The organism is Pseudomonas rosaeacicularis (genome assembly GCF_057128745.1).
This window is the reverse complement of the sequence record NZ_JBSKHT010000002.1, coordinates 100,325-122,433: the sequence shown is the minus strand read 5'-3', so window position 1 is coordinate 122,433 and position 22,109 is coordinate 100,325. Positions and strand designations below refer to the sequence as shown.

Below are 22,109 nucleotides of genomic sequence, written 5' to 3'. Positions count from 1 at the left end.
TGTTGACGAACGCCTTGCCATAGTGTTTCCTGAAACCGGTTTCAGAGCGTGACAATCTGTCGCACCTTCTCGCCCAACGGGTCTGACGACGTTTGTACAAAGCCTGCTGACAAATCCAATAAGGACCAGGCCGTGAACAGTATTCCTGCAGCGATGCGTGCGCGCGTCACCATGAACGACGTCGCCGAGCTGGCTGGCGTGTCCAAAGCCAGCGTCTCGCGCTTCATTGGCGAAGACCGGCCCTTGTTGTCGGTCGCCATTGCCCAGCGTATCGAAACAGCCATTCAAACCCTCGGTTACCGCCCCAATCAAATGGCCCGCGGCCTCAAGCGCGGCCGTACCCGCCTGATCGGCATGCTGGTCGCCGACATCCGCAACCCCTACTCCATCGCTGTCATGCACGGCGTCGAAACCGCCTGCCGCCGTCACGGCTACAGCCTTGTGGTGTGCAACACCGATCGCGATGACGAGCAGGAACGCCTGCACCTGGCCGCGTTGCGCTCGTACAACATCGAAGGCCTGATCGTGAACACCCTCGGCCATCACCTTGATGAACTGCGCGAACTGCACGCTGAACTGCCGATGGTGCTGGTGGATCGCAAGGTCGACGCGCTGCACAGCGACCTGGTCGGTCTGGACAACATGGCCACCGTGCGCCAGGCGCTGGACCATCTTCAGGACTCAGGCTTTCGCGACATCCTGATGATCACCGAGCCTCAGGACGGCACCAGTTCGCGCATCGAGCGCGTCGAGGCGTTCAACACGCTGATGCAACAACGTCCCGAGCTGCGCGGCCAAGTGCTGGAAACCCACGACACGTTCGGCGAGCAGCTAAAGACCTTTATCGCAGCCCCAGGCCCCGGCCCCAAGGCGTTGTTCACCGCCAACGGCGTCGCCACCCTGACCTGCACCCGCCAGTTGCATGAGCTGGGTTGCCATCTGTTCGACGACATCGGCCTGATTGCCCTCGACGAACTGGAGTGGTACCCGCTGGTGGGCAGCGGCATCACGTCGCTGGCGCAGCCGACCCACGACATTGGCGTCACCGCATTCGAGTGCCTGCTCGGACGGTTGCGCGGCGATCAGGCCCCCGTGCGGGCCTACGACTTTCCGGCGCAACTGATCGTGCGCGGCTCCACCCGACGACGACCGTGACGCCCCGCTTTTAAGCGAAGACGGCAGCGCCAGTTATTTAGCATGAAAGAAAATGAAACCGGTTTCAGAGGACAACAACAATGAATCGATTCCCCGTATCCATCAGCCTGTCCAGCTTCGGCGCGGACCTGGTACGCGAGCGCGGTCACGCAAGCTTTATCCCGTTGCTGGTGGAGGCTGGCGTCAAGCGCATCGAACTGCGCGAAGAACTGTTCACCACCGAAGACTTCCCTGCCCTGGCCGGGGCCATTAAGTCCCAAGGCCTGGAATGCCTGTATTCAGCACCGCTGGAACTCTGGCTCGAAGACCAGCCGCTACCTAATCCTGCGCTGGAGCCCACCTTGCAGCGCGCGGTCCAGTGCGGCGCGGCGTGGCTGAAAGTGTCGCTGGGGCATTTTTCGGAAATCAGCGAAGTCGCGGCATTGGCAGAGCGTCTGGCGCCGTACAACGTGCACCTGCTGGTTGAAAACGACCAGACCGTTCAAGGCGGCCGGATCGAGCCATTCGTTCAATTCTTCGCGCGGGTTGAAGCGCTGCAAATGCCCATCGGCATGACGTTCGACATCGGCAACTGGCAGTGGCAAGACCAGTCGGCCAGCGAGGCGGCACGAGAACTGGGCCGTTTTGTCGAGTATCTGCACTGCAAAGCCATCACCCGTAATGCCCGCGACAAGCTGATCGCCATCCCGCCATCCCCCGCCGATGTGCAGCAGTGGAATCAGCTGATCAAGCACATGCCCCACGGCCTGCCGCGGGCCGTCGAATACCCGTTGCAGGGCGACGACTTGTTGCAGGTCACCCGCGAGCAAGTGGAAATCCTGGCCACTCTCGGCCAGCCTCATGAAGCGCCAACAGTGGAGGCGTTGAGCCATGTCTGATCTCGATATTCTCTCGTTCGGCGAGACCATGACCATGTTGGTGGCCGAGCAAACTGGCGACCTGGCGCAAGTCACCCATTTCGAAAAACGCATCGCCGGGGCTGACAGTAACGTCGCCATCGGCCTGTCGCGCCTGGGCTTCAAGGTGGCCTGGCTGAGCCGCGTTGGCGATGACTCCATGGGACGTTTCGTCATCGACAGCTTGCAGGGCGAAGGCGTGGATTGCCGCCATGTGAGCGTTGATGGCGCGCACCCCACCGGCTTTCAGTTCAAGTCCCTGGAACTTCAAGGCGCCGACCCCACCGTCGAATACTTCCGTCGCGGTTCGGCGGCCAGTCACCTGTCGCTTGCCGACATCAAGCCTGAGCTGCTCAAAGCCCGACACCTACACGCCACCGGCATCCCGGCGGCGCTGTCCGACAGCTGCCGCGAGTTGTCCCAGGCGCTGATGACGCAGATGCGTGACGCCGGTCGCAGCGTGTCGTTCGACCCCAACCTGCGCCCGTCGCTGTGGTCGAACCAGGCAACCATGATCCGTGAAATCAACCACCTCGCCAGCCTCGCCCATTGGGTGATGCCGGGCTTGGCTGAAGGTGAATTGCTCACCGGTTACGACACCCCCGCCGACATCGCCGCGTTCTATCTGGATCAGGGCGCGGAAGCGGTGGTCATCAAGCTCGGCGCGAAAGGCGCGTATTACCGCACGCAACTCGACCAGGCGTTCGTCCCGGGGGTCGTAGTGCCCAAGGTGATCGACACGGTCGGCGCTGGCGATGGCTTCGCGGTCGGGGTGATCAGTGCACTGCTGGAAAACCTCGATTTCCATCAAGCCACCGCGCGCGGCAACTGGGTTGGCAGCCAGGCCGTGCAGAGCCGGGGCGACATGGAAGGTCTGCCGAACCGGCAGCAATTGCCGGCCGCAGCATCGACCGCCCAGACCCACGAACACAGCGCCTGATCGATTCACATCACACACGACAATCCCAATCACCTGCTGCGAAAAAAACAACAAGCTCAGGGAGCTCGATATGGAAAAGCTACTCAACACCATGAAAACCGGGGGTCTGAAACGCCGCTGGCTGCTGATCATGCCCATCGTGTTCATCACCTACAGCCTGGCGTATCTGGACCGGGCCAACTACGGTTTTGCTGCCGCCTCAGGCATGGCCGAAGACCTGAACATCACGCCGAGCATGTCGTCGTTGCTGGGCGCGCTGTTCTTCCTCGGCTATTTCTTCTTTCAAGTGCCGGGTGCGATTTACGCGCAGAAAAAGAGCGTCAAGAAGCTGATTTTCGTCAGCTTGATTCTCTGGGGTGGCCTGGCCACGCTGACCGGCATCGTCTCCAACGCCTACATGCTGATCGGCATCCGCTTCATGCTCGGGGTGGTCGAAGCAGCGGTGATGCCAGCGATGCTGGTGTACCTCTGCTACTGGTTCACCAAGGCCGAACGCTCGCGCGCCAACACCGTGCTGATCCTCGGCAACCCGGTGACCATGCTCTGGATGTCGGTGGTTTCGGGTTATCTGGTGGCGCATTTCAGCTGGCGCTGGATGTTTATCGTCGAAGGCTTGCCCGCGGTGATCTGGGCGTTTATCTGGTGGCGTCTGGTGGACGAACGTCCGGCCCAGGCCAAGTGGTTGAGCGACGCTGAGAAGGCCGAACTGCAAAGCCGTCTGGACGCCGAACAAGTCGGTATCAAGCCAGTGAAAAACTACGCCGAAGCCTTCCGCTCACCTAAAGTGCTGCTACTGGCCGCGCAGTATTTCTGCTGGAGCATCGGTGTGTATGGCTTCGTGCTGTGGCTGCCGACGATCCTGAAAAAAGGCATGCAGATGAACATGGTCGAAGCCGGCTGGCTGTCGGCGCTGCCGTATCTGGCAGCGGTGATCGGCATGGTCGCCGTGTCTTGGGCGTCGGACAAACTGCAAAAACGCAAACTGTTCGTCTGGCCGCCGCTGTTGCTGGCAGCCGTGGCCTTTTATGGCTCGTACGCCTTGGGTACTGAACACTTCTGGTGGTCGTATTCGCTGCTGGTCATCGCTGGCGCCTGCATGTACGCGCCGTATGGTCCGTTCTTCGCCATCGTCCCGGAAATCCTGCCGTCCAACGTGGCCGGTGGCGCCATGGCGCTGATCAACAGCCTTGGCGCGCTGGGTTCGTTTGCCGGCTCGTATCTGGTGGGTTACTTGAATGGCGTCACCGGTACGCTGAGCGCCTCGTACCTGTTCATGAGCGGCGCGTTGCTGGTCTCGGTGGTGCTGACGCTGATGCTCAAGCCCGACCCCAAGACCAAGCCCATGCAAAACGCGCCCACCGCGCCCGCGCATTCCTGATTTTTGAAGTGGAACCCAATTCGATGAAAAAGCAGGTCGTTTTGTACAAGCAACTTTCCGCGCCGCTGATGGCGCGGTTACAAGAGCACGCCGATGTCACGCTGATCGAGGACGTGAAAGGCGCAGGTCTGGCGCAGTTGAAGGCCGCCCTGCCCCAGGCCCAGGGTCTGTTGGGCGCCAGCCTCAAGCTGGACGCCACCTTGCTGGACCTGGCACCGAAGCTGGAAGCGGTGTCCAGCGTGTCAGTGGGCGTCGATAACTACGACATCGATTATCTGGACCGTCGTGGCATCGCCCTGAGCAACACCCCGGACGTGCTGACCCAGACCACCGCCGACACCGGTTTCGCGCTGATCATGGCGACCGCCCGGCGTGTGGTGGAATTGGCCAATCTGGTGCGCAATGGCCAATGGACGCAGAACCTCGGTCCGGCGCATTTCGGCACCGATGTACACGGCAAAACCCTCGGCATCATTGGCATGGGGCGCATCGGAGAAGCAGTCGCGCAACGGGGTCATTTCGGCTTCGGCATGCCGATCCTCTATCACAGCCATTCGCCCAAACCTGCTGTAGAAGCGCGCTTTGATGCCAGCTATCGCAGCCTTGAGGCACTGTTGCAGGAGGCAGATTTCATCTGCCTGACGCTGCCGCTGACGGCGGAAACCGAGGGCCTGATCGGCGCGAAACAATTTGCGCTGATGCGTCCCGAGAGCATCTTCATCAACATTGCCCGCGGCAAGGTGGTGGACGAACAAGCGTTGATCGCCGCCCTGCAAAACGGCCAGATCCGCGCCGCCGGGCTTGATGTGTTCGAGCGTGAGCCGGTAGCGCCGGATTCGCCGTTATTGAAGATGGACAACGTGGTCGCCACCCCGCACATGGGTTCAGCGACCCATGAAACCCGCGAAGCGATGGCGAGCTGCGCAGTGGACAACCTGATCAGCGCGCTGGCGGGGGAAAAGCCGGCCAATCTGGTCAATCCAAAGAGCTGGGACGCCCGCCGCTAAGCGTCTGGCTTGCGCAATCTGATCAGCAGCATTGACACACCGGGGTGTTCAGGCGACGTTACTGACACCCCTTTTTTTGCATGAGCCGCGCCCGATGAACGAACTCCAGCAACTGAACGAAACCCACGGCCTGCTGCTGGTGTTCGTCAACGTCCTGTTGGAGCAATTGGGTCTGCCAGTGCCTGCCTATCCGACACTGATCGTCACCGGCGCCCTGGCCATGCAAAGCAAGCCGTTGCTGAGCGCGGGCGTAGTATTTGCGATCATCGCCTGCCTGATCGCCGACTCAGTCTGGTACTGGGCCGGGAAGCGTTTTGGCGGCACATTGCTCAAGTCGATCTGCAAGATTTCCCTCTCTCAAGACACCTGCGTGCGCCAAGGCCTCACGGTCTATCAGCGTGTGGGCGTGCGCGCATTGCTGCTGTCCAAATTCCTCCCTGGCGCCGGGGCATTGCTGACGACCGTGGCAGGGATGAACGGCACGCCGTACGGCCTTTTTCTGCGCTATTCGCTGGCGGGTTCGTTTATCTGGGCGGGGTCGGCGATTCTGCTGGGGATGCTGTTCAGTGACGCGATCATGCCGATCCTCGATTGGCTGACCGGGTACGTGCCGCTGGCACTGGCAGTGGTGTTCGGCGCCCTGGCGGTGTTCATCGCCTGGAAATACTGGAAACGCCGACGTCTGCTGTGGCGCACTGCGCAAGTGCCGCGCATCACCGTCCCCGAGCTGCTGGCCCTGCGTGACACGGACGAAGCGCCAGTGGTGATCGATGTACGGCCTTCATTCCATGTGAGCGATCAAGAAGGCATCCCCGGCGCAGTGGCCATCGGTCTCGAAGAACCGTTAGCCCCGTGGGTGACGCAACTGGGTGACGTCGACATGGTGATTTATTGCGCCTGCCCCAATGAGCTGTCAGCCGCGCTGCTCGCAGAAAAACTGCGAGCTCACGGCCTGACCAAGGGCAAGGCGCTGATCGGTGGGCTGGACGCCTGGCAGTCGGCGCACCCCGAATCTGTGGTAAAGCCTCAGGCCACTGCGGCCTGAGGAAAAGGTTTCTTCTGCACGGCCAGCACGCCGTTTTTGATCGAAACAATCTCCGCCATCAGCGACAACGCAATCTCCGGCGGCGTGTGGCTGCCAATGTGCAGGCCGATGGGGCCGTGCAAGCGGGCGATTTCTTCGTCACTCAGCCCCAGCAGTGACAAGTTTTCCCGCCGTTTGAGCGTGTTAACCCGAGAACCCAAGGCGCCGATGTAAAACGCATCGGATTTGAGCGCGGTCAGCAAGGCCATGTCGTCCAGGCGCGGGTCGTGGGTCAGCGCGACGATGGCGGTGCGCGCATCCGGGACGATGGACTCCACCGCATCATCCGGCATGCCCGGCACGAACCGTGCGCCCTCTTCTTCCCAGCCGAAAGCGAACTCTTCACGGGGGTCGCAGATCAGCACTTCAAAATCGAGCATTCGCGCCATCGAGGCCACGTAGCGAGACAACTGGCCTGCACCAATGAGGAACAAACGCCAGCGCGGGCCGTAGATCGCGCGCAGTGTTTGCCCGTCGAAACTCAACGCTTCGTCTCGCGTTGCGGTGCCAAGGGTGACGGCGCCGCTTGCGAGGGACAGTTCGCGGGAAACGATTTCATGGTTATTGCAGCGCTTGAGCAGCTCATCGACCCAAGCGTCCTCGACCACTTGTTCTTCAGTCAGACGCAAGGTGCCGCCGCACGGCAAGCCGAAGCGTGCGGCCTCGTCCTTGGTGACGCCATAGGTCACCAGTTGCACGCGGTCAGGCGGGGATTGTTGTTCGCGCTGGGTCTGCACGCGGGTAATCAGGTCGTCTTCGATGCAGCCACCGGACACCGAGCCGCTGACCACGCCGTCATCACGCAGCGCCAGCATCGCCCCCGGCGGACGCGGGGCGCTGCCCCAGGTTTGAATGACGGTGTACAGCCACACGCGATGGCCTTCATGGCGCCATTGGCGAACGCTGTTCAACACGTTCAAATCAACACTGTCCACCGGGACCTCCAGGTTGAATAAAGATAGGCGAATGAATGCAGAAAGGGTGCCACTGCAGCCCATGTAGGAGCACGCAGCCACCTGATAAGTTCTGTTAGTTCGACGAGATTCCAGCGTTGTACACCATGAGGCGGATCGAGGGAATCGGTGGGCGCGCAGAGTCCAGAGTTGGCTTACTACGCAGCGCGTGGGGACGCTCATTATTTTTGCAGTGAATGCAATCCTTGTCGTTGATCGATCAGCATGGGCATGAAACCTGTGGGAGCGGACCTGTCCGCGAAGAGTGATGATCCGGCACCATACCTGTGTCGGCTGTACCGCCCTCTTCGCGGACAGGTCCGCTCCCACGGTTTTTTGCATGGCGTCAGCAACCATCGACACGGCCTGCGGCCAGAATCAAAAGCTTCGCGGGCAAGTCGCAATGCCGCCCACTCGCCCCAACAAGATTTCCGGCGGTTGGCCAAACTGTTATTCACCGCAAAACGCTCTGCAAAAACTGCTGCGTGCGCGCTTCTCTTGGGGCTGAAAATATCTGCGCGGGAGGGCCCATTTCGACGATCTTGCCGCCGTCGAAAAACACTACGCGGTCCGCCACTTCCCGGGCGAAACCCATTTCATGGGTGACCACGATCATGGTCATGCCCTCCGCCGCCAGGCCCTTCATGACGTTGAGCACATCGCCCACGGTCTCCGGGTCCAGCGCAGACGTCGGCTCATCGAACAGCATCAACCGAGGCTTCATCGCCAGCGCGCGCACGATCGCGACCCGTTGCTGCTGGCCGCCCGACAGTTCCGAGGGGTAGCCCTCAGCCTTGTGCCGCAGCCCCACCCGATCCAGCAACGTCAGCGCGTTGCTCTGGGCTTCTGCTTTGGTCGCACGTCCGAGCTTGACCGGCGCCAGAGTCATGTTCGCCAGCACGCTCATGTGCGGGAACAAGGTGTAATCCTGAAACACCATGCCCACCTCCTCCCGCAGCCGCGCCAGCGCCTTACGGTCCCCGGCTTTGATCGATTCACCGCCAGCGATCACCACGCTTCCGGCGGACGGTTCTTCCAGGCTGTTGAGGCAGCGAATGAACGTCGATTTGCCGGAGCCGCTGGGCCCGATGATCACCACCACCTCGCCTTCGCTGACGTCCAAGTCCACACCCTTGACCACCTCATGTTCACCGAAGCGTTTGTGCAACCCGCGCACCGTCAGCATCGTACTCATAGGCCAGCCTGGGCACGGGTCGCCGACTGCAAGCGTTCGTGCGCCGCCGCCAGACGATCACGCCGCGCCTGATTGGCCTGACGCTCGATGACGATGCGGTTGTTGCCACGCTGCAAACTCGGCTTGAGCGACGACAATGAAGGGCCACCCGCCGAACTGCGCCCCTGCACGTTGGCAGTTGGGTCGAGGCAATCGCGGACCATCGCCGCCGGAAGATTCAGCGCGTGGCCCAGTTGTTCAATAGCGCAGACATCCACCATGGCGGTGTCGATCTGATGGGCGAACATCCCCGCGTCCATCGCCATGCGTACTACGCCTCCGACCACGTGATGCGCCTCGCGAAACGACAGATCCGCTTCACGCACGATCAAGTCAGCCAGACCCGTGGCAGTAGAGAAATCCTCACCCGCGCGCTTCACCGCCAGCTCTACATTTGGCGTGGCGGTCCGCAGCACCAGATCCAGCAGTTTCAGACAACGCAGGCTTTCTTCCGCCGCTTCCCAGAAACCCCGAGTGCCTTCGCGATTGGCGTCGCCGGTGTGAGAAAAGTTGCTGCCCTTGATGGTGATGCTCGCCCCCATCAACAGTCCGACGATATGCCCGCTGCGGCCCTTGAGGTATTCGAGCACCGTGGGGTTTTTCTTCTGCGGCATGATGCTCGACGTCGCCGCCACACTGTCCGGGAAATCGATGAGGCTGAATTCGTGGGTGCTCCAGATGAAATAATCCTGCGCCACACGGCTCCAGAACACCGACAGCAAACTCAGGTGCGAGAGGCTTTCGAGAATGAAATCCCGCGAACCGACTGCGTCCAGCGCGTTGTCCAGATAACCATCGAAACCGAGCAATTCAGCCGTGCGCGCCCGATCAATGTCGAACGGTGTGCCGGCAAAAGCGGCGGCGCCCAGCGGGCTTTGATTCATCGACTCCAAGGTCTGGGTCAGGCGCTTGCAATCACGCTCCAACGCCTGCTCCACCGCCGACAAGTAATAGCCGTAAGTGATCGGCTGCGCCGGTTGCAAATGGGTGTAACCGGGCATCACCACATCGGCGAATACTTCGGCGTTGTTGATTGCCGTCTGCCGCACTTGAATCAGGGCGTCGATCAGGTCCATCAGCACTTCTCGGCAGCGCAGGCGGTCAAGCGTCGCCAGAATGTCATTGCGGCTGCGACCGGTGTGCAAGCGCCCACCGATGTCAGTGCCGATCTGCTCGATCAAATGCGCTTCGTAGTTGAAATAGGCGTCCTCGCGGGACGGGTCCAGCGTCACCACACCTGGCCCTGCGGCTTCCATGTCCAGCACGCCTTTGGCCAACACAGCCGCGTGCTCGCCACGAATCAAGCCCTGCTCGGCGAGCATGACGATGTGCGCTTTGTTGACGTTACCCAGGTTGTCGAAACCTGCGGCGAAACCTTCCAGCCGTGGGCGGTAGATGAACTCGTTCACTTCCGGGGCGGTGGTTTCCTTCAGGCGCCGACTGACTTTGGATTCTTGCATGGTGAAACCCCTTAAATAGTGGCGCGCGTCACTGGGCGACCCAGGCGACGTTCGAGATAACGGCTGAGCCAGCTCAGCAGCGAACAAATGACGAAATAAACCAGCAGCACCACGCCGTAGACGGCAAACGCCGGACTGACGCCGGTCATGACCGTGGCGCGTTCGATGATGATCTGGCCGACTTTGAGAAACTCACCGACACCCACCAGAGCCCCGAGGGACGTGGCCTGCACCAGCATGGTCAGCAGGCCGGTGTACGCCGGAAGAATCGCGCGCATCGATTGCGGCGCGATCACATGCAAATAGATCTGCCAAGGCCGTAACCCCAGTGCCCAGGCGCTTTTCCACTGATGGCGGGCGACCGATTCCAGGCCGCCGCGCACGATCTCGATGCCGTTGGCGCTTCCCCATAGCGTCAGCCCCGTGGTCACAGCAGCAAACGGGCTGAGGTCCAGCCCCAGCATCGGCGCACCAAAGAAGATGAAGAACACATTGACGATCAGCGGGATCGAGCGAAACAGCTCGACGTAGGCATGGATCGTCCACCACAGCACACGATTCTTCAGCGTCGCCAGCACGCCGAACACCGCTGAAATGAGGGTGGTGAACAGCAGAATCACCAGCGCCAGGCGCAAGGTCATCCACAGACCCTTGGTGACAAAACCCCAGTTTTCCACGAGAAAATTCATAGTGGCCTCACTGCCGGAAAGGTCGTTGCAAGTGCGCAGAGAGGCGCCCGGTCAACAGCGCCAGAACCGCCACCAACACCAGGTACATCACGCAAATTGCGCTGAACATCTCGATGGCACGGAAATCCGTGGCGATCCGGTCCACCGCCACGAACGTCAGCTCCGCCAGACCGATAGCCTGCAAGTACGAGGAGTTCTTCAACAGCGAAATCGCTGTATTGAGCATCGCCGGCAAGCTGGTCCTGACCGCGATCGGCAAGGCCACCAGACAGAAGTAATGCGCAGGTTTCAGGCTCAGGGCCATGCTCGCCTCACGCATGCCGTGCTCGACCGTCGCCAGACCGCCGCGCACGTTTTCCACCTGGTACGCCCCGGCCCATAGCGAGAGACAGAACACCCCGGACCAGAACAACGAAAGCTCCAGACCAATCGCCGGCAAGCCGTAGAAGATGAAAAATAGCTGCACCAGAATCGGGGTATTGCGTATCAGCTCCACGTACAGCACCACGATCTGCGACAGCACCGGCACCTTCATCACCCGCGCCGCGCCGCCCAACACACCGATCAACAGCGAGAACGCAATGGCCAGCAGCGACACCCGTAGCGTCATCAATACGCCGTCGAGCAGTGCCGGCCATTGAGCCAGCAGGTAGTTGACGTCGAAATCCATCAGCAGCAACCGGTCACAAGGCTTCAGCAGGTTTGGCCTGCTCGAAGACGCTCAGGTAGTAGCTCTGAATATTGGCCGGCACATATTGTTGAACCCAGACGCGGTAGAGCTTTTCTTCGTGCATGCGGGCAACGGCAGCGCTCAGATAATCGCGCCACTTTTCCTCGTTTTTGCGCACGCCTATAGCAGCGTCGGAAATCTGGAACGGCTCGTTGAGCAGGCGCGCGTCCTTGTCGTTGTCAGCCACGACCACCAGCGTTGCGGCGTCGTGGGTGTAAGCATCGGCGCGGCCCTGACGGAAGGTCTGCAACGCATCGGCGGCGCTGTTCATGCGCAGGGTCTTGACCTCGGGCATGTGGTCTTCAAACCATTTGGCCTGCACCGAGCCCTTGAGCGTGGCGAGGGTCTTGCCGTTGAGGTCCTTGATGCTCTTGATCGGGCTGTCTTTCTTCACCACCACGTCGCTCGCGCCCCAACGATAGGGCGTGGTGAAGTCGATCACGCGCTGGCGTTCAGGGGTGACGCCGAGGGTCGCTATCAGGAAATCGACCTTGCGCCCGAGCAACTGCGGCACGCGGTTTTCAGCGGTGACGCAGGTGAAGGTCACTTTGTCTTTGGAGCCCAATGCCCAGAGCGCGATCTGTCTGGACATCTCCACTTCGACGCCCGCGAACTCGCCGCTGCCGTCCTGAAACCCGTAAGGCGGCTGGTCGCAACGGACACCGGCGCGCAGTTGGCCGGCCTCTTTGATTTCATCGGGAACAGCAGGCAGGTCAGCGGCAAGCGCTTGCGTCACACCCGCCAGGGACAGGCACGAAACGGCCAACGCATTGCCAATGGTTTTGAAAGAAAACGACATAATGCCTCCTGGTTACATAGCGGCATCAAACGGCACGGGGCCTGGCTTGATGCAGTGAATTCAAGGGCAGAGCTGAAAAGAGATGACGCGGTGTTATCAGTACTTGAGGGCTTGCGGCGATCGCATCCGTCTGCGCGGTGATGTCGATCTTGCAATCAGTTATAAAGCCTCTGGCTCATGCCAACAAATGACAATACAGTGGTGATCCATACCGAATTGATATGGTCTGCCATGAACTTCAAACAAGTCGAAGCCTTCCGCGCCGTGATGTTGAGCGGCTCGATGACAGCTGCTGCCGAGTCCCTGCACACCTCACAACCGAACATCAGCCGCCTGATTGCACAGCTGGAGCGCACCAGTGGTTTCAGATTGTTCGAGCGGGTCGGCGGGCGCCTATTGCCCACTGATGAGGGCGCAGCGCTGTTCGCCGATGTCGAGCGTGCATTCATTGGCCTGCAGAGCATTGAGCAGTCGGCGCAGAACATTCGCCGTGGGGGCACCGGGCGTTTGCGTATCGCGGCCGTGCCTTCACTGTCGCTGACCGTGTTGCCTCGGGTGATTCAACGCTTTCGCCAGGAAAACCCGGACGTGGCGATTTCGATTCACACCAGTGATTCACCGATGGTGGCGCACTGGGCGGCTTCGCAGTTTTGTGATCTGGGGCTGGCGTCGTATGTCGCCGAAGACGTGCCTGGCGTGAAAACCCAAGTGATCTGCGACGTGCCGGGGGTTTGTGTGTTTCCCAAGGGGCACCGGCTGGGCGGTTTGACGACGGTGGGACCGGAGGATTTGAAAGGCGAAGAGTTTATTTCCCTGTCCCAGAGCGACGGCACCCGCAGCCGCGTGGACCGGGTGTTCCCGGACGACAAAGGCCATCGCAAACTGAACCTGGAAACACCCTATGCCGCGACCGTGTGTTCGCTGGTGGCGTTGGGTCTGGGAGTGAGTATCGTCAGCCCCATGGTAGCGCTGGAATACCTGCACACCGGCATCGAGACGCGGCCGTTCCGACCGAAGATCAGGTTTTCCACCTACCTGCTGCTGCCCGCCGATCGCCCGCAGAGCGTGCTGTCGCAGCGGTTTGGGGTGTTGATACACGAAATGCTGACCGCGGCATCGAAAGATTGGCAATGATCGGGCTAAGACGCGGAGCGTCGAGGGCTGCATCACCAAGGGGCGTCGGAACGATCATAAAATCCGCTTCTGATTTTGGCCGCAGGCCGTTGGAGCGAGGCTTGCCCGCGAAGCTAACGACTCGGTCTTTCTGATAGAACGGAAATTAAACGAGAGCAAACCACGCCTGACATGGCTTTTGGATTTGGCTCGGCTTAGGGGCAGCGGCGCCAGCTTCGCGGGCAAGCCTCGCTCCAACAGGATTCGTGATGTGCTCGTTCCCACGCGGAGCGTGGGGACGATCAAGGACAATCAACCCGCCGCGACGACGGTGATTTCCACCAACAAATCCGGCGCAGCCAGTTTCGATTCAACCGTCGCGCGCGCCGGCGCATGCCCCTCTGGCGCCCAGGCGTCCCACACTTCGTTCATACCGGCGAAGTTGGCATTGATGTCCGACAGCCAGACTTGCGCGGTCAGGATGCGTGTCTTGTCCAGGCCGGCTTTGGCCAGGAAGTTGTCGATCTTCTCCAGCACCTGCGCGGTCTGGCCCTTGATGTCCAGAGTGCGGTCTGTGGCGGTCTGGCCGCCAAGAAAGGTGAAACCGTTGCACTGAACGACACGGCTCATGCGCTGATTGGTTTCGATACGGGTGATTTCCAGCATGTGAACTCCTCAATGGTGCGGGATGGTTGAAGCGGATTTAAGTGAAGACAGTGGCGTCAACAGCGCGGCTTTCTCGAATCGGTCGATGGCGAACGCATCAAGGGAAATATCCGAATGCTCGCCGAGTATCTGTTGCGCCAAACGCTTGCCGGTACCGGGGCCCATCTGAAAACCGCTGCCGCAAAAACCAAATGAATAGCTCAAATTGCTGGCCTTGCGACTGGCACCAATCACCGGCAAATCGTCAGCGGTAAAGGCCTCGACACCCGCCCACACACGGTTGACGCCGAGGTTTTTCAAATGAGGGAACAAGTCAGTGACCGTGCGGGCACTGGTGCCCAGCCGGGTCATGTCTACTTCGCCATGGCGCGCCGGAAAATCCAGCGAGCCGATCAGTTTTCCGCCAATCACCACCGTGCCATTGGCGAACTGTTTGAACGAGAGCGAGCGCCCGGTCGCGCCCAACACCGGCGCGCAAAATGGCGCGACTCGGTGGGTGACCATCAGCATCAATCCCTCGGGATGCACCGGCACTGACTCGCCGACCTGAGCCGCCAGTTCCCCAGCCCAGGCGCCCGCCGTCACCACAAGATGCTCGGCCGCAAAAACCCCGCGCGCAGTGGTCACGCGCCACTGGCTGCCGATCTGCTCGATACGCTGGGCAGCGGTGGTTTCATGCACCAGCACCCCGAGCTTCTGCGCGGCCAGACGAAACGCTGTCACGGTTTTATAAGGCACGGCAAAACCATCGTCCTTGACCCAGATACCGCCGACCACATGCCGGGCGACGGTAGGAATGATGTCGAAAACCTGCTGCTGCTCGATCAGCACTTCGTGGTGGAAACCCAGTGCCTGAAGCTGCTCCACGCGCTGCCGACACTCTTCAAGCTCGGCCAGGTTTTCCGCCAGTTTCAACTGCCCGCTGGGCACGAATCCGCCGTCATCGCCCAGCACGCTTTGCAGTTCATGCCAAAGCGTGCGCGATGAAAGCGCCAGCGGAATTTCCGGCGTGTGCCGGCCTAACGTGCGCACACCCCCAGCGTTAACGCCCGAGGCATGACGCCCGCAGTAATCCGCCTCGAGCACCGTCACCCTGACCCCGCGTTGGGCCAGATGAAAAGCCGTGCTCAGGCCATGAATCCCGCCGCCGATCACCAGCACATCGCCCTGGCGCTGGCGCGAATCACTCACCGGCCAGCTCTCCCAAGGTAATCGGTTTGATCGGCGGACGAATGCGGTAGTAACCCACCTCCGAGGCCGACACACCCCGCGCCTTGGCAATCACTTCGGTCACGGTCAGGCCGCACATCCGCCCCTGACACGGCCCCATGCCGCAGCGCCCGAACGACTTGGCCTGATTCGGCCCGGCGCAACCCAGCGCGACAAACCCGCGCAAGTCCCCCGCCGTCACCTCTTCGCAGCGACAGACCATCACCTCGTCAGCAGGTATTCGGTTCTCTTCCTTGGGCTGATACAGCGCGTCGAGAAACGGCCGGATACGCAGGTTGCTTTCAAGTCTGACTCGCAACGGCTCGGCCTGCTGATCACGCTGCGCGTTGCTGATCGAACCCAACCGTGAACCGATGCCCAGCGCAGCCAGTTGCCCTTGCACCGCTGCCGCCAGCGCACCGCCGATCCCGGCGCCATCACCTGCGACGTAAACGCCGGGCACATCCAGCTCGCCCCAAGAATCGACCACCGGACTGAAACACAGCTGATCCAGATCCCACTCATGGCGTGCGCGCAATGACTGGCTGAACTGAATGTTAGGCACCACGCCCTGATGCAGCAACACGCAGCGCGTGGCAACCCGATGAGTTTTTCCGGCGGCCGTGAACGTCAGCGCAGTGGCGGCCTCTTCCCCCTCCACCGCCAGATGCTCGGCGCCGGTGTAGTGAGCGATGCCGGCACTGCGCAAACTGCGCATCAATTCCAGCCCCTTGCGCAGGTAAGGCCAGGCACGCAGCGCAGCAAACAGGTGACGCCGGGCGCGCCAGTAATCTTCGGGCCGGGTGGTATCGACCAACGCCTTGATCGGCACACCCGCACGCAGGTACTGCCAACCGAGCAGGTACAGCAGCGGCCCGCAGCCGGCCAGCACCACTGGCTCGTTCGGTGCCAGCCCTGAGCTTTTCAGCAAAATCTGCGCGGCGCCTGCGCTCATCACGCCGGGCAAAGTCCAGCCAGCAATCGGAAACGGACGCTCCATGGCGCCGGTGGCGAGTAATACGGCCTTGGCCTGCAAGGTGTGCAAACGGCCTTCGCGCAGATAACTCACCTGATGATCACGGGTCACTTGCCACACCGCCGCGCCCTTTTCATAACGCACGCTGGACGACGCCAACGCCTGAGCCAGTTGGTTGCCATGGGCGTAATCCGGCCCAAGCATGTCCCGGCGCGACAACGGCGCCAGGGTGATGCCGCGATAAATCTGCCCGCCGGGGCTGCCCTGCTCGTCCAGCAACACCACCTGCAGGCCCATCCGTGCCAGCTCAACCGCGGCGCTCATGCCCGCTGCACCCGCGCCAATCACCACCACATCAACGGTTTCAAGGTTCATGACTGCACCTCCATGTCGAGGACATTGACCGGTTGAAACACCAGGTCCCGGGCGCCTTCCTGGGAGTGAATGCGCATGCCGTCGGCGGCTTCGATCAGGCAGCTCTGGCGATTGGGCACGCCGTCGATTTCCACAAGGCACTCGAAGCACACGCCCATCATGCAATACGGCGCCCGGGGCGATTCGCTGACCGGCGTGGCGCGAAAACGACTGACGCCGGACATCAGCAGCGCAGCGGCCACGCTGATGCCAGCTGGCACCGTCAGGGGTTGTTCGTTGAAGGTCAGGCTCACGGTCCGCGTCGATCTGACTTCGCTGGCGACCGGTTGAAACAGCGGATCAGTGCGCATGGGAAAACACCTTGTCAGTTAAAAAACGCTCGCCGGCAAACACGCCCAGCTCGTCGGGTTGCGCGCCGCCCATGACCCACGGCGCGATGCGCAACGCGTGAGCGGCGGCCAAGGTGACGCCGCTGTGGCAAGTCACAACGAAGGCGCCGGGATGAGCGTCGGATTGCTGATAGATCGGAAAACCGTCCGGGCTCATGACCCGCAATGCGCCCCAGGCACGAATCAGGCGCACATCGCGCAGCAGTGGAAACGTCGAGACCCCGCGTTTGGCGATGGCCGCCAGCACTTCGGTGGAGGTGCCGTCATCAAAACCCACCTCCTCCATCGAATCGCCCAACTGCACCGTGCCTTCATCGGTCTGGCGGACGTTGATGGTCGGGTATTCGAGAAATGGCCGGACACGTTCGCTGATCAGCACTTGCCCGCGATTGGGCGCAACCGGCGCATGAAGACCGACCTGCTTGGCCAGGCCCGGATTGCCCAACCCTGCCGCCAGCACGATGCGCGGCGCAATAAATCGGCGATTACCGGCGCTCACGCGAAACTCACCCGGTGCGCAGTCGATGCGATCGACCTGCACGCCACCGAACAGACGTGCACCTTTGGCCTGGGCCGAGGTGTGCAAAGCGCGCAGCAGTTTCAGCGGATTGACGTGGCCGTCCTGCGGCGTGTAGCTGGCGCCGATCACTGCCGGCCCTATCAGCGGCAGACGCGCTTTCAGCTCTGCGGCGTCGAACATCTGAAACGGGTAGTCGCCCAGCGCGTCCTGCAGGGTTTGCAAACGCGACTGGCGTTCCAGCAGTTCTTCATCGCTGAAGCACATGTGAAAACCGCCCGGCTGCTTGAGCTGCACATCGACGCCGCTGTCTTCCAGCAGCGCTTGAGCCAGAGCTGGCCAGCGCTGCGCCGAAGAGCGCGTCCAGCGTGAATAGTCCGGCAGGTCGTGACCTTTGCCCTGCACCCAGACCAACCCGAAATTGCCTCGTGACGCACGAAAGGCGTCGTCACCCTGATCGAGCACTACGGTGTCGGCGCCTGTACGCGCCAAACCGTAGGCCACGGCCGTGCCGACAAGCCCGCCACCGATGACGATGACGTCAGACTGCGTGACATTTAAATCCTGGCTCATTTGCCCTCTCCGATCAGTACCCGGTCCAGCCCCACCATGCGATCGAGCACCAGCATCAGCAGCAAGGTGCCGACGATGAGCACCGTCGAAACGGCGGTGATCAACGGGTCAATGGTCTGGGAAATCTGGTTGTACATCGCCACCGGCAACGTGGTGGTGCCCGGCGTGGCGACGAATACGGTCATGGTCAGCTCATCGAAGCTCTGAATGAACGCCAGCATCCAGCCGCCGATGACCCCGGTTCGAATGCGCGGCAGCACCACCCGATAAAACGCGGTCCAGCGACTGGCGCCGAGTGATAAGGCCGCCTGTTCGATGTCGCGCTCAAGACCAATGGTCGAGGCCAGCGTCAGGCGTAGCGCATAGGGCAACACGACAATGACGTGAGTGAGCGTGAGCGCCCAAAACGAGCCGCCGATTTGCGCCAGAGAAAAGAAGCGTAGAAACGCGATCCCCAGCACCACCGACGGAATCATCAGCGGCGACAGCAGAAACCCGGTCAGCGCGCCGCGTCCGGGGAACTCGTAGCGACTGATCGCCAACGCCGCCGGGATCGCCAGCAACGCAGCAATGGTGGCCGAGGCCAGCCCCAATTTGATCGACAACGTGAACGCATCGAGCATTTCCTGGTTGTCCAGCAACGCACGAAACCAGCGCAACGACAGGCCGTCTGTAGGGAGCGACAAGTAGCCTTTGTTGGTGAACGCCATCGCCATGACCACCAGCAACGGCGCGACGATGAACGCCACGAAACAGGCGTGATACAGCTGCGAGAAAAATCCGTTCTTGTGCATGGCCGTCTACTCGAAGACTTGCTTGAAGCGGCGCTCGGCCAGCTTGCTGCAACCCAGAATGATGATCAGGTTCGCCACCAGCAACAGCATCGCGATGGCCGCGCCGAGCGGCCAATTGAGCGTGCCGAGGAACTCGTCGTAGGCGGCGGTCGCCACCACCTTCAGACGCCGGCCGCCGATGATCGCTGGCGTGGCAAAAGCCGAGGCTGCGAGGGCAAAGACAATGATCGAACCCGAGAGAATGCCCGGCATGATCTGCGGCAGGATGATCCGGCGAAACACCGTCAAGCGCGATGCACCCAGGGACAGCCCCGCCCACTCCACTTGCAGGTCAAGGCGCTGCAACGTCGCCCACACCGCGATGACCATGAACGGCACCAGCACGTGGGTCAGCGCGATGATCACCCCGACCTGAGTGAACAACATTTTCACCGGTTGATCGGTGATGCCGAGGGCTTGCAGCGCATCGTTGATCAGCCCGTTGTTGCCCAGCAAAATCGCCCAGCCCAGGGTGCGGACCACCACCGAGATCAACAGCGGACCGAGCACCACTAGCAAAAACAAGGAGCGCCAACGCGGCGCCATGCGCGCAATGATGATGGTCTCCGGCACGCCCAGCAGCACGCAGAGCACTGTGACTGCCAGTGCCATGCCGCCAGTGCGCAGGAAGATCTCGTGGAAATAACCGTCCTTGAACACCTCGACGTAGTTGCCCAGGCTGTAACCGGGCACCACGACTCCGCTGTCGCTGAACAGATTCAGGGACAAGACGGCCGTCAGCAGCAAAGGCGCCAGCAACAGTGCGATGAAGACCAGCAATGCCGGACCACTGAGCAACCATGGCGCAGCACCGACGTGTTCGGCGTCATACCTGGCCATGGGCGATCTCCCGATCCAGCAGGCGCAAATCATCGTCGGACCAATCCAGGCCGACATCGCTGCCTTCATCCGGCGGCGGCGTGCCCAGATTCGGCTGGGTCATGTGCACCAGCCCCAGATGGCTGTCCACCGCGATGAGCCACAGATTGCCGAGGAACACCCGCAGGCGCACCCGGCCAGTCAGGCGACCTGCGCCGACGGCGGTCAGGCGGATTTTTTCCGGACGGATATAGACGTTGACGTCATTGCCCAGCGATCGGTCTTCATGGGGCACGTGCAACGTCGTGTCCTTGACCTGCACATAACAGCAGCGGTCGTTGCGTAACTGCACAGCGCCGGCGAAGGCATTGGTCTTGCCCAGGAACGCTGAAGCGAACGGCGAATGCGGACGCTCGTAGGCTTCGAACGGCGTATCAATCTGCACGATGCGGCCCTTCTGCATCACGGCAATGCGGTCGCTCATGGTCATGGCTTCGACCTGATCGTGAGTCACCAGAATGGTGGTGATGCCCAGGTCGCGCTGAATCGCCCGCAGCTCGATGTGCATCTCTTCGCGAAGCTTGGCGTCGAGGTTGGACATCGGTTCGTCGAGCAGCAGCAAGTTGGGGCGGATCGCCAGGGCGCGAGCAATCGCCACGCGCTGACGCTGCCCGCCGGACAGCGCTTTGGGGTAGCGATCACCCAAGCCCTTAAGACGCACCAAATCCAGCGCCTCGATGACCCGCTTGCCACGTTCGGCCTTTGGCACGCCGCGCATTTCCAGGCCGAAGCTGATGTTCTGCGCCACGGTCATGTGCGGAAACAGCGCATAGCTTTGAAAGACGATGCCCAGCCCCCGCTGCTCCGGGCGCACATGAGTAATGTCGCGGCCATCGAGGACGATGCGCCCTTCAGTGGGCTGCACGAAGCCTGCTATGGACTGCAAGGTGGTGGTTTTGCCGCAACCGGACGGACCGAGCAAGGCGATGAATTCGCCGTGCTGGACTTCAAGGTTCAAACCGTCAATGGCCCGGAAACTGCCGTAGGTCTTGACGAGGCCTTCGAGTGTGAGAAATGCCATGGGCTTGCCACGCAGGCGCGGGGCCTGCGTCTCCAGAAAGGTGTCGGGAAGCGTTGTCCATCAACGCCGGCTCTAGCGCTCGACCGTGCGATTCCAGCGCGTCGTCCACTCGCTGCGCTGCTGGTTGATCGTGTCCCAATCCACCTTGATCAGCGCGTTGACCTTCTCTGGCCCATAAGGCATGCGGGCGGCGATGTCCGGTTCCAGCTTGACGGTCTGGTTGACCGGAGCAAAGCCGTTCTCTTTGGCCTGAATGGTCTGCACTTCGGGCGAAAGCACGTACTGAATGAAGGCTTGCGACAGCTCGGACTGAGCGTTCGGCGTGACACCGCAGGCCGCGATCTGTAGCGCGATGCCGCCCTCTTTCGGATAGATGAATTTCAGCGGAAAACCGGTGCTCTGCAACGCCACGGCGCGACCGCTGCCATACACCGCCATGACCACGTCGCCGTTCTGCATCATGCCGTCCATCTCACCGGGCGCGGAAACCCAAGCCAGCACGTTAGGACCGATTTCGTCTTTGAGCGCCTTGAAGCCGGGGTCGATGTTCTTCTCGCCACCGCCACGCAAGCGGGCCATTTCCACCAGGCTGTGCAGGCCGTAGGTGTTGGTCACCGGCGGCATGCCGAGCAGTTGCTTGTATTTGGGGTCGGTGAGGTTTTCCCAGGAATCGGGTGGCGCCCAACCGCGCTTCTTGAACGCGTCCTCGTTGTAGCCGATGCCGGTGGCGACCACGCCGATGCCCGTGGCTTCGGGGCTGAGCCGGGCCAAGGGATAGAGGTCTTTGTAGACCGGCGCATCGCTGAGCTTTTCGCACAGCCCCATCTGCAACGCCTGATACATAGGGCCGTCGTCCATCATCGCGACGTTGATCTGCTGCCGGCCCTTTTGCGCCTGCAGCTTGGCCAGGGTTTCGGTGGAATTGCCGGCGACGTAGATGACTTTGACGTTGTGCAGCTTTTCGAAGGCGGGGATGACTTTGGTCTTGTACATCTGCTCGGTGGAGCCACCGACGCCTGCGACGTACAGGGTGGTGTCGGCGAATGCGCTGGCGCTGCCTAAACCTGCGAGGGTCATGGCGACGACGGCGGCGATGCGGCTAAACGGCTGTGGGGCTGAGGGCGAGTTGAGGCTATTCACAGACTATCTCCGAAGTGCGTGGGGCAGATCGAACAATGCGTCAGTCGCTTCGGTGTGAACCGAGGCTTTGCATGCACGGTGCATGCGCCCGGA

The 22,109-nt window shown here is 61.4% G+C and carries 22 protein-coding genes; 7 read left to right on the top strand and 15 right to left on the bottom strand.

Annotation, left to right across the window (positions count from 1 at the left end):
• Window positions 1-132: 132 nt before the first annotated feature.
• The 6 genes from ACWKWM_RS03025 (at window position 133) to ACWKWM_RS03000 (ending at window position 6,421) form a co-directional block, all read left to right on the top strand.
• Window positions 133-1,155, top strand: coding sequence for a LacI family DNA-binding transcriptional regulator (locus ACWKWM_RS03025; protein WP_483844691.1), 1,023 nt, complete (start codon window positions 133-135; stop codon window positions 1,153-1,155).
• 80 nt (window positions 1,156-1,235) lie between these two features.
• Window positions 1,236-2,033 (top strand): sugar phosphate isomerase/epimerase family protein, encoded by a 798-nt coding sequence (locus ACWKWM_RS03020; RefSeq protein WP_483844690.1) that lies wholly within the window; start codon window positions 1,236-1,238, stop codon window positions 2,031-2,033.
• On the top strand, window positions 2,026-2,991 hold the full coding sequence (locus tag ACWKWM_RS03015; RefSeq protein WP_483844689.1) for a sugar kinase: 966 nt from the start codon (window positions 2,026-2,028) through the stop codon (window positions 2,989-2,991). Before ACWKWM_RS03020 ends, ACWKWM_RS03015 begins: the two co-directional genes overlap by 8 nt.
• Before the next feature lie 91 nt (window positions 2,992-3,082).
• Window positions 3,083-4,369: an MFS transporter gene (locus ACWKWM_RS03010; protein WP_483844976.1), complete on the top strand. Its 1,287-nt coding sequence runs from the start codon at window positions 3,083-3,085 to the stop codon at window positions 4,367-4,369.
• 23 nt (window positions 4,370-4,392) lie between these two features.
• Window positions 4,393-5,376 (top strand): 2-hydroxyacid dehydrogenase, encoded by a 984-nt coding sequence (locus ACWKWM_RS03005; protein WP_483844688.1) that lies wholly within the window; start codon window positions 4,393-4,395, stop codon window positions 5,374-5,376.
• Between the two features lie 94 nt (window positions 5,377-5,470).
• Entirely contained in the window at window positions 5,471-6,421 is a 951-nt protein-coding gene (locus ACWKWM_RS03000) for a VTT domain-containing protein (protein ID WP_483844687.1), read from the top strand.
• Here ACWKWM_RS03000 and ACWKWM_RS02995 read toward each other — a convergent pair.
• From ACWKWM_RS02995 to ACWKWM_RS02970, 6 genes are all read right to left on the bottom strand, one after another.
• A complete protein-coding gene (locus ACWKWM_RS02995) occupies window positions 6,403-7,395 on the bottom strand; it encodes an XdhC family protein (protein ID WP_483844686.1) in 993 nt (330 codons plus the stop codon). The genes ACWKWM_RS03000 and ACWKWM_RS02995 overlap by 19 nt on opposite strands.
• Window positions 7,396-7,867: 472 nt before the next feature.
• Entirely contained in the window at window positions 7,868-8,608 is a 741-nt protein-coding gene (locus ACWKWM_RS02990) for an amino acid ABC transporter ATP-binding protein (protein WP_483844685.1), read from the bottom strand.
• On the bottom strand, window positions 8,605-10,107 hold the full coding sequence (gene argH / locus ACWKWM_RS02985; protein ID WP_483844684.1) for an argininosuccinate lyase: 1,503 nt from the start codon (window positions 10,105-10,107) through the stop codon (window positions 8,605-8,607). The genes ACWKWM_RS02990 and argH overlap by 4 nt, the downstream gene beginning before the upstream one ends.
• An 11-nt stretch (window positions 10,108-10,118) precedes the next feature.
• Entirely contained in the window at window positions 10,119-10,796 is a 678-nt protein-coding gene (locus ACWKWM_RS02980) for an amino acid ABC transporter permease (RefSeq protein WP_483835834.1), read from the bottom strand.
• Between the two features lie 7 nt (window positions 10,797-10,803).
• On the bottom strand, window positions 10,804-11,466 hold the full coding sequence (locus ACWKWM_RS02975; RefSeq protein ID WP_483844683.1) for an amino acid ABC transporter permease: 663 nt from the start codon (window positions 11,464-11,466) through the stop codon (window positions 10,804-10,806).
• Window positions 11,467-11,479: 13 nt separating this feature from the next.
• Window positions 11,480-12,325 (bottom strand): transporter substrate-binding domain-containing protein, encoded by an 846-nt coding sequence (locus tag ACWKWM_RS02970; RefSeq protein WP_483844682.1) that lies wholly within the window; start codon window positions 12,323-12,325, stop codon window positions 11,480-11,482.
• Between the two features lie 231 nt (window positions 12,326-12,556).
• Here ACWKWM_RS02970 and ACWKWM_RS02965 point away from each other — a divergent pair, with 231 nt between their 5' ends.
• On the top strand, window positions 12,557-13,459 hold the full coding sequence (locus tag ACWKWM_RS02965; RefSeq protein WP_483844681.1) for a LysR substrate-binding domain-containing protein: 903 nt from the start codon (window positions 12,557-12,559) through the stop codon (window positions 13,457-13,459).
• Between the two features lie 291 nt (window positions 13,460-13,750).
• Here ACWKWM_RS02965 and ACWKWM_RS02960 read toward each other — a convergent pair whose 3' ends face one another.
• From ACWKWM_RS02960 to ACWKWM_RS02920, 9 genes are all read right to left on the bottom strand, one after another.
• Window positions 13,751-14,101 (bottom strand): RidA family protein, encoded by a 351-nt coding sequence (locus ACWKWM_RS02960; RefSeq protein WP_483844975.1) that lies wholly within the window; start codon window positions 14,099-14,101, stop codon window positions 13,751-13,753.
• A 12-nt stretch (window positions 14,102-14,113) separates the two neighbouring features.
• Window positions 14,114-15,295 carry an NAD(P)/FAD-dependent oxidoreductase gene (locus tag ACWKWM_RS02955; RefSeq protein WP_483844680.1) on the bottom strand — a complete coding sequence of 394 codons (1,182 nt, stop codon included), beginning with the start codon at window positions 15,293-15,295 and terminating at the stop codon, window positions 14,114-14,116.
• Window positions 15,288-16,664, bottom strand: a complete 1,377-nt coding sequence (locus ACWKWM_RS02950) for an FAD-dependent oxidoreductase (RefSeq protein ID WP_483844679.1) — start codon at window positions 16,662-16,664, stop codon at window positions 15,288-15,290. Before ACWKWM_RS02950 ends, ACWKWM_RS02955 begins: the two co-directional genes overlap by 8 nt.
• The gene (locus ACWKWM_RS02945; protein WP_483844678.1) at window positions 16,661-17,014 is read right to left on the bottom strand and encodes a (2Fe-2S)-binding protein; all 354 of its coding nucleotides are present in this window, start codon (window positions 17,012-17,014) and stop codon (window positions 16,661-16,663) included. Before ACWKWM_RS02945 ends, ACWKWM_RS02950 begins: the two co-directional genes overlap by 4 nt.
• Window positions 17,004-18,143 (bottom strand): NAD(P)/FAD-dependent oxidoreductase, encoded by a 1,140-nt coding sequence (locus ACWKWM_RS02940; protein ID WP_483844677.1) that lies wholly within the window; start codon window positions 18,141-18,143, stop codon window positions 17,004-17,006. Before ACWKWM_RS02940 ends, ACWKWM_RS02945 begins: the two co-directional genes overlap by 11 nt.
• Window positions 18,140-18,937 (bottom strand): ABC transporter permease, encoded by a 798-nt coding sequence (locus ACWKWM_RS02935; RefSeq protein WP_483835843.1) that lies wholly within the window; start codon window positions 18,935-18,937, stop codon window positions 18,140-18,142. Before ACWKWM_RS02935 ends, ACWKWM_RS02940 begins: the two co-directional genes overlap by 4 nt.
• 6 nt (window positions 18,938-18,943) lie before the next feature.
• Window positions 18,944-19,816, bottom strand: coding sequence for an ABC transporter permease (locus ACWKWM_RS02930; RefSeq protein ID WP_483844676.1), 873 nt, complete (start codon window positions 19,814-19,816; stop codon window positions 18,944-18,946).
• On the bottom strand, window positions 19,803-20,876 hold the full coding sequence (locus tag ACWKWM_RS02925) for an ABC transporter ATP-binding protein (protein ID WP_483844675.1): 1,074 nt from the start codon (window positions 20,874-20,876) through the stop codon (window positions 19,803-19,805). The genes ACWKWM_RS02930 and ACWKWM_RS02925 overlap by 14 nt, the downstream gene beginning before the upstream one ends.
• Before the next feature lie 72 nt (window positions 20,877-20,948).
• The gene (locus tag ACWKWM_RS02920; protein WP_483844674.1) at window positions 20,949-22,016 is read right to left on the bottom strand and encodes an ABC transporter substrate-binding protein; all 1,068 of its coding nucleotides are present in this window, start codon (window positions 22,014-22,016) and stop codon (window positions 20,949-20,951) included.
• Between the last annotated feature and the right edge of the window lie 93 nt (window positions 22,017-22,109).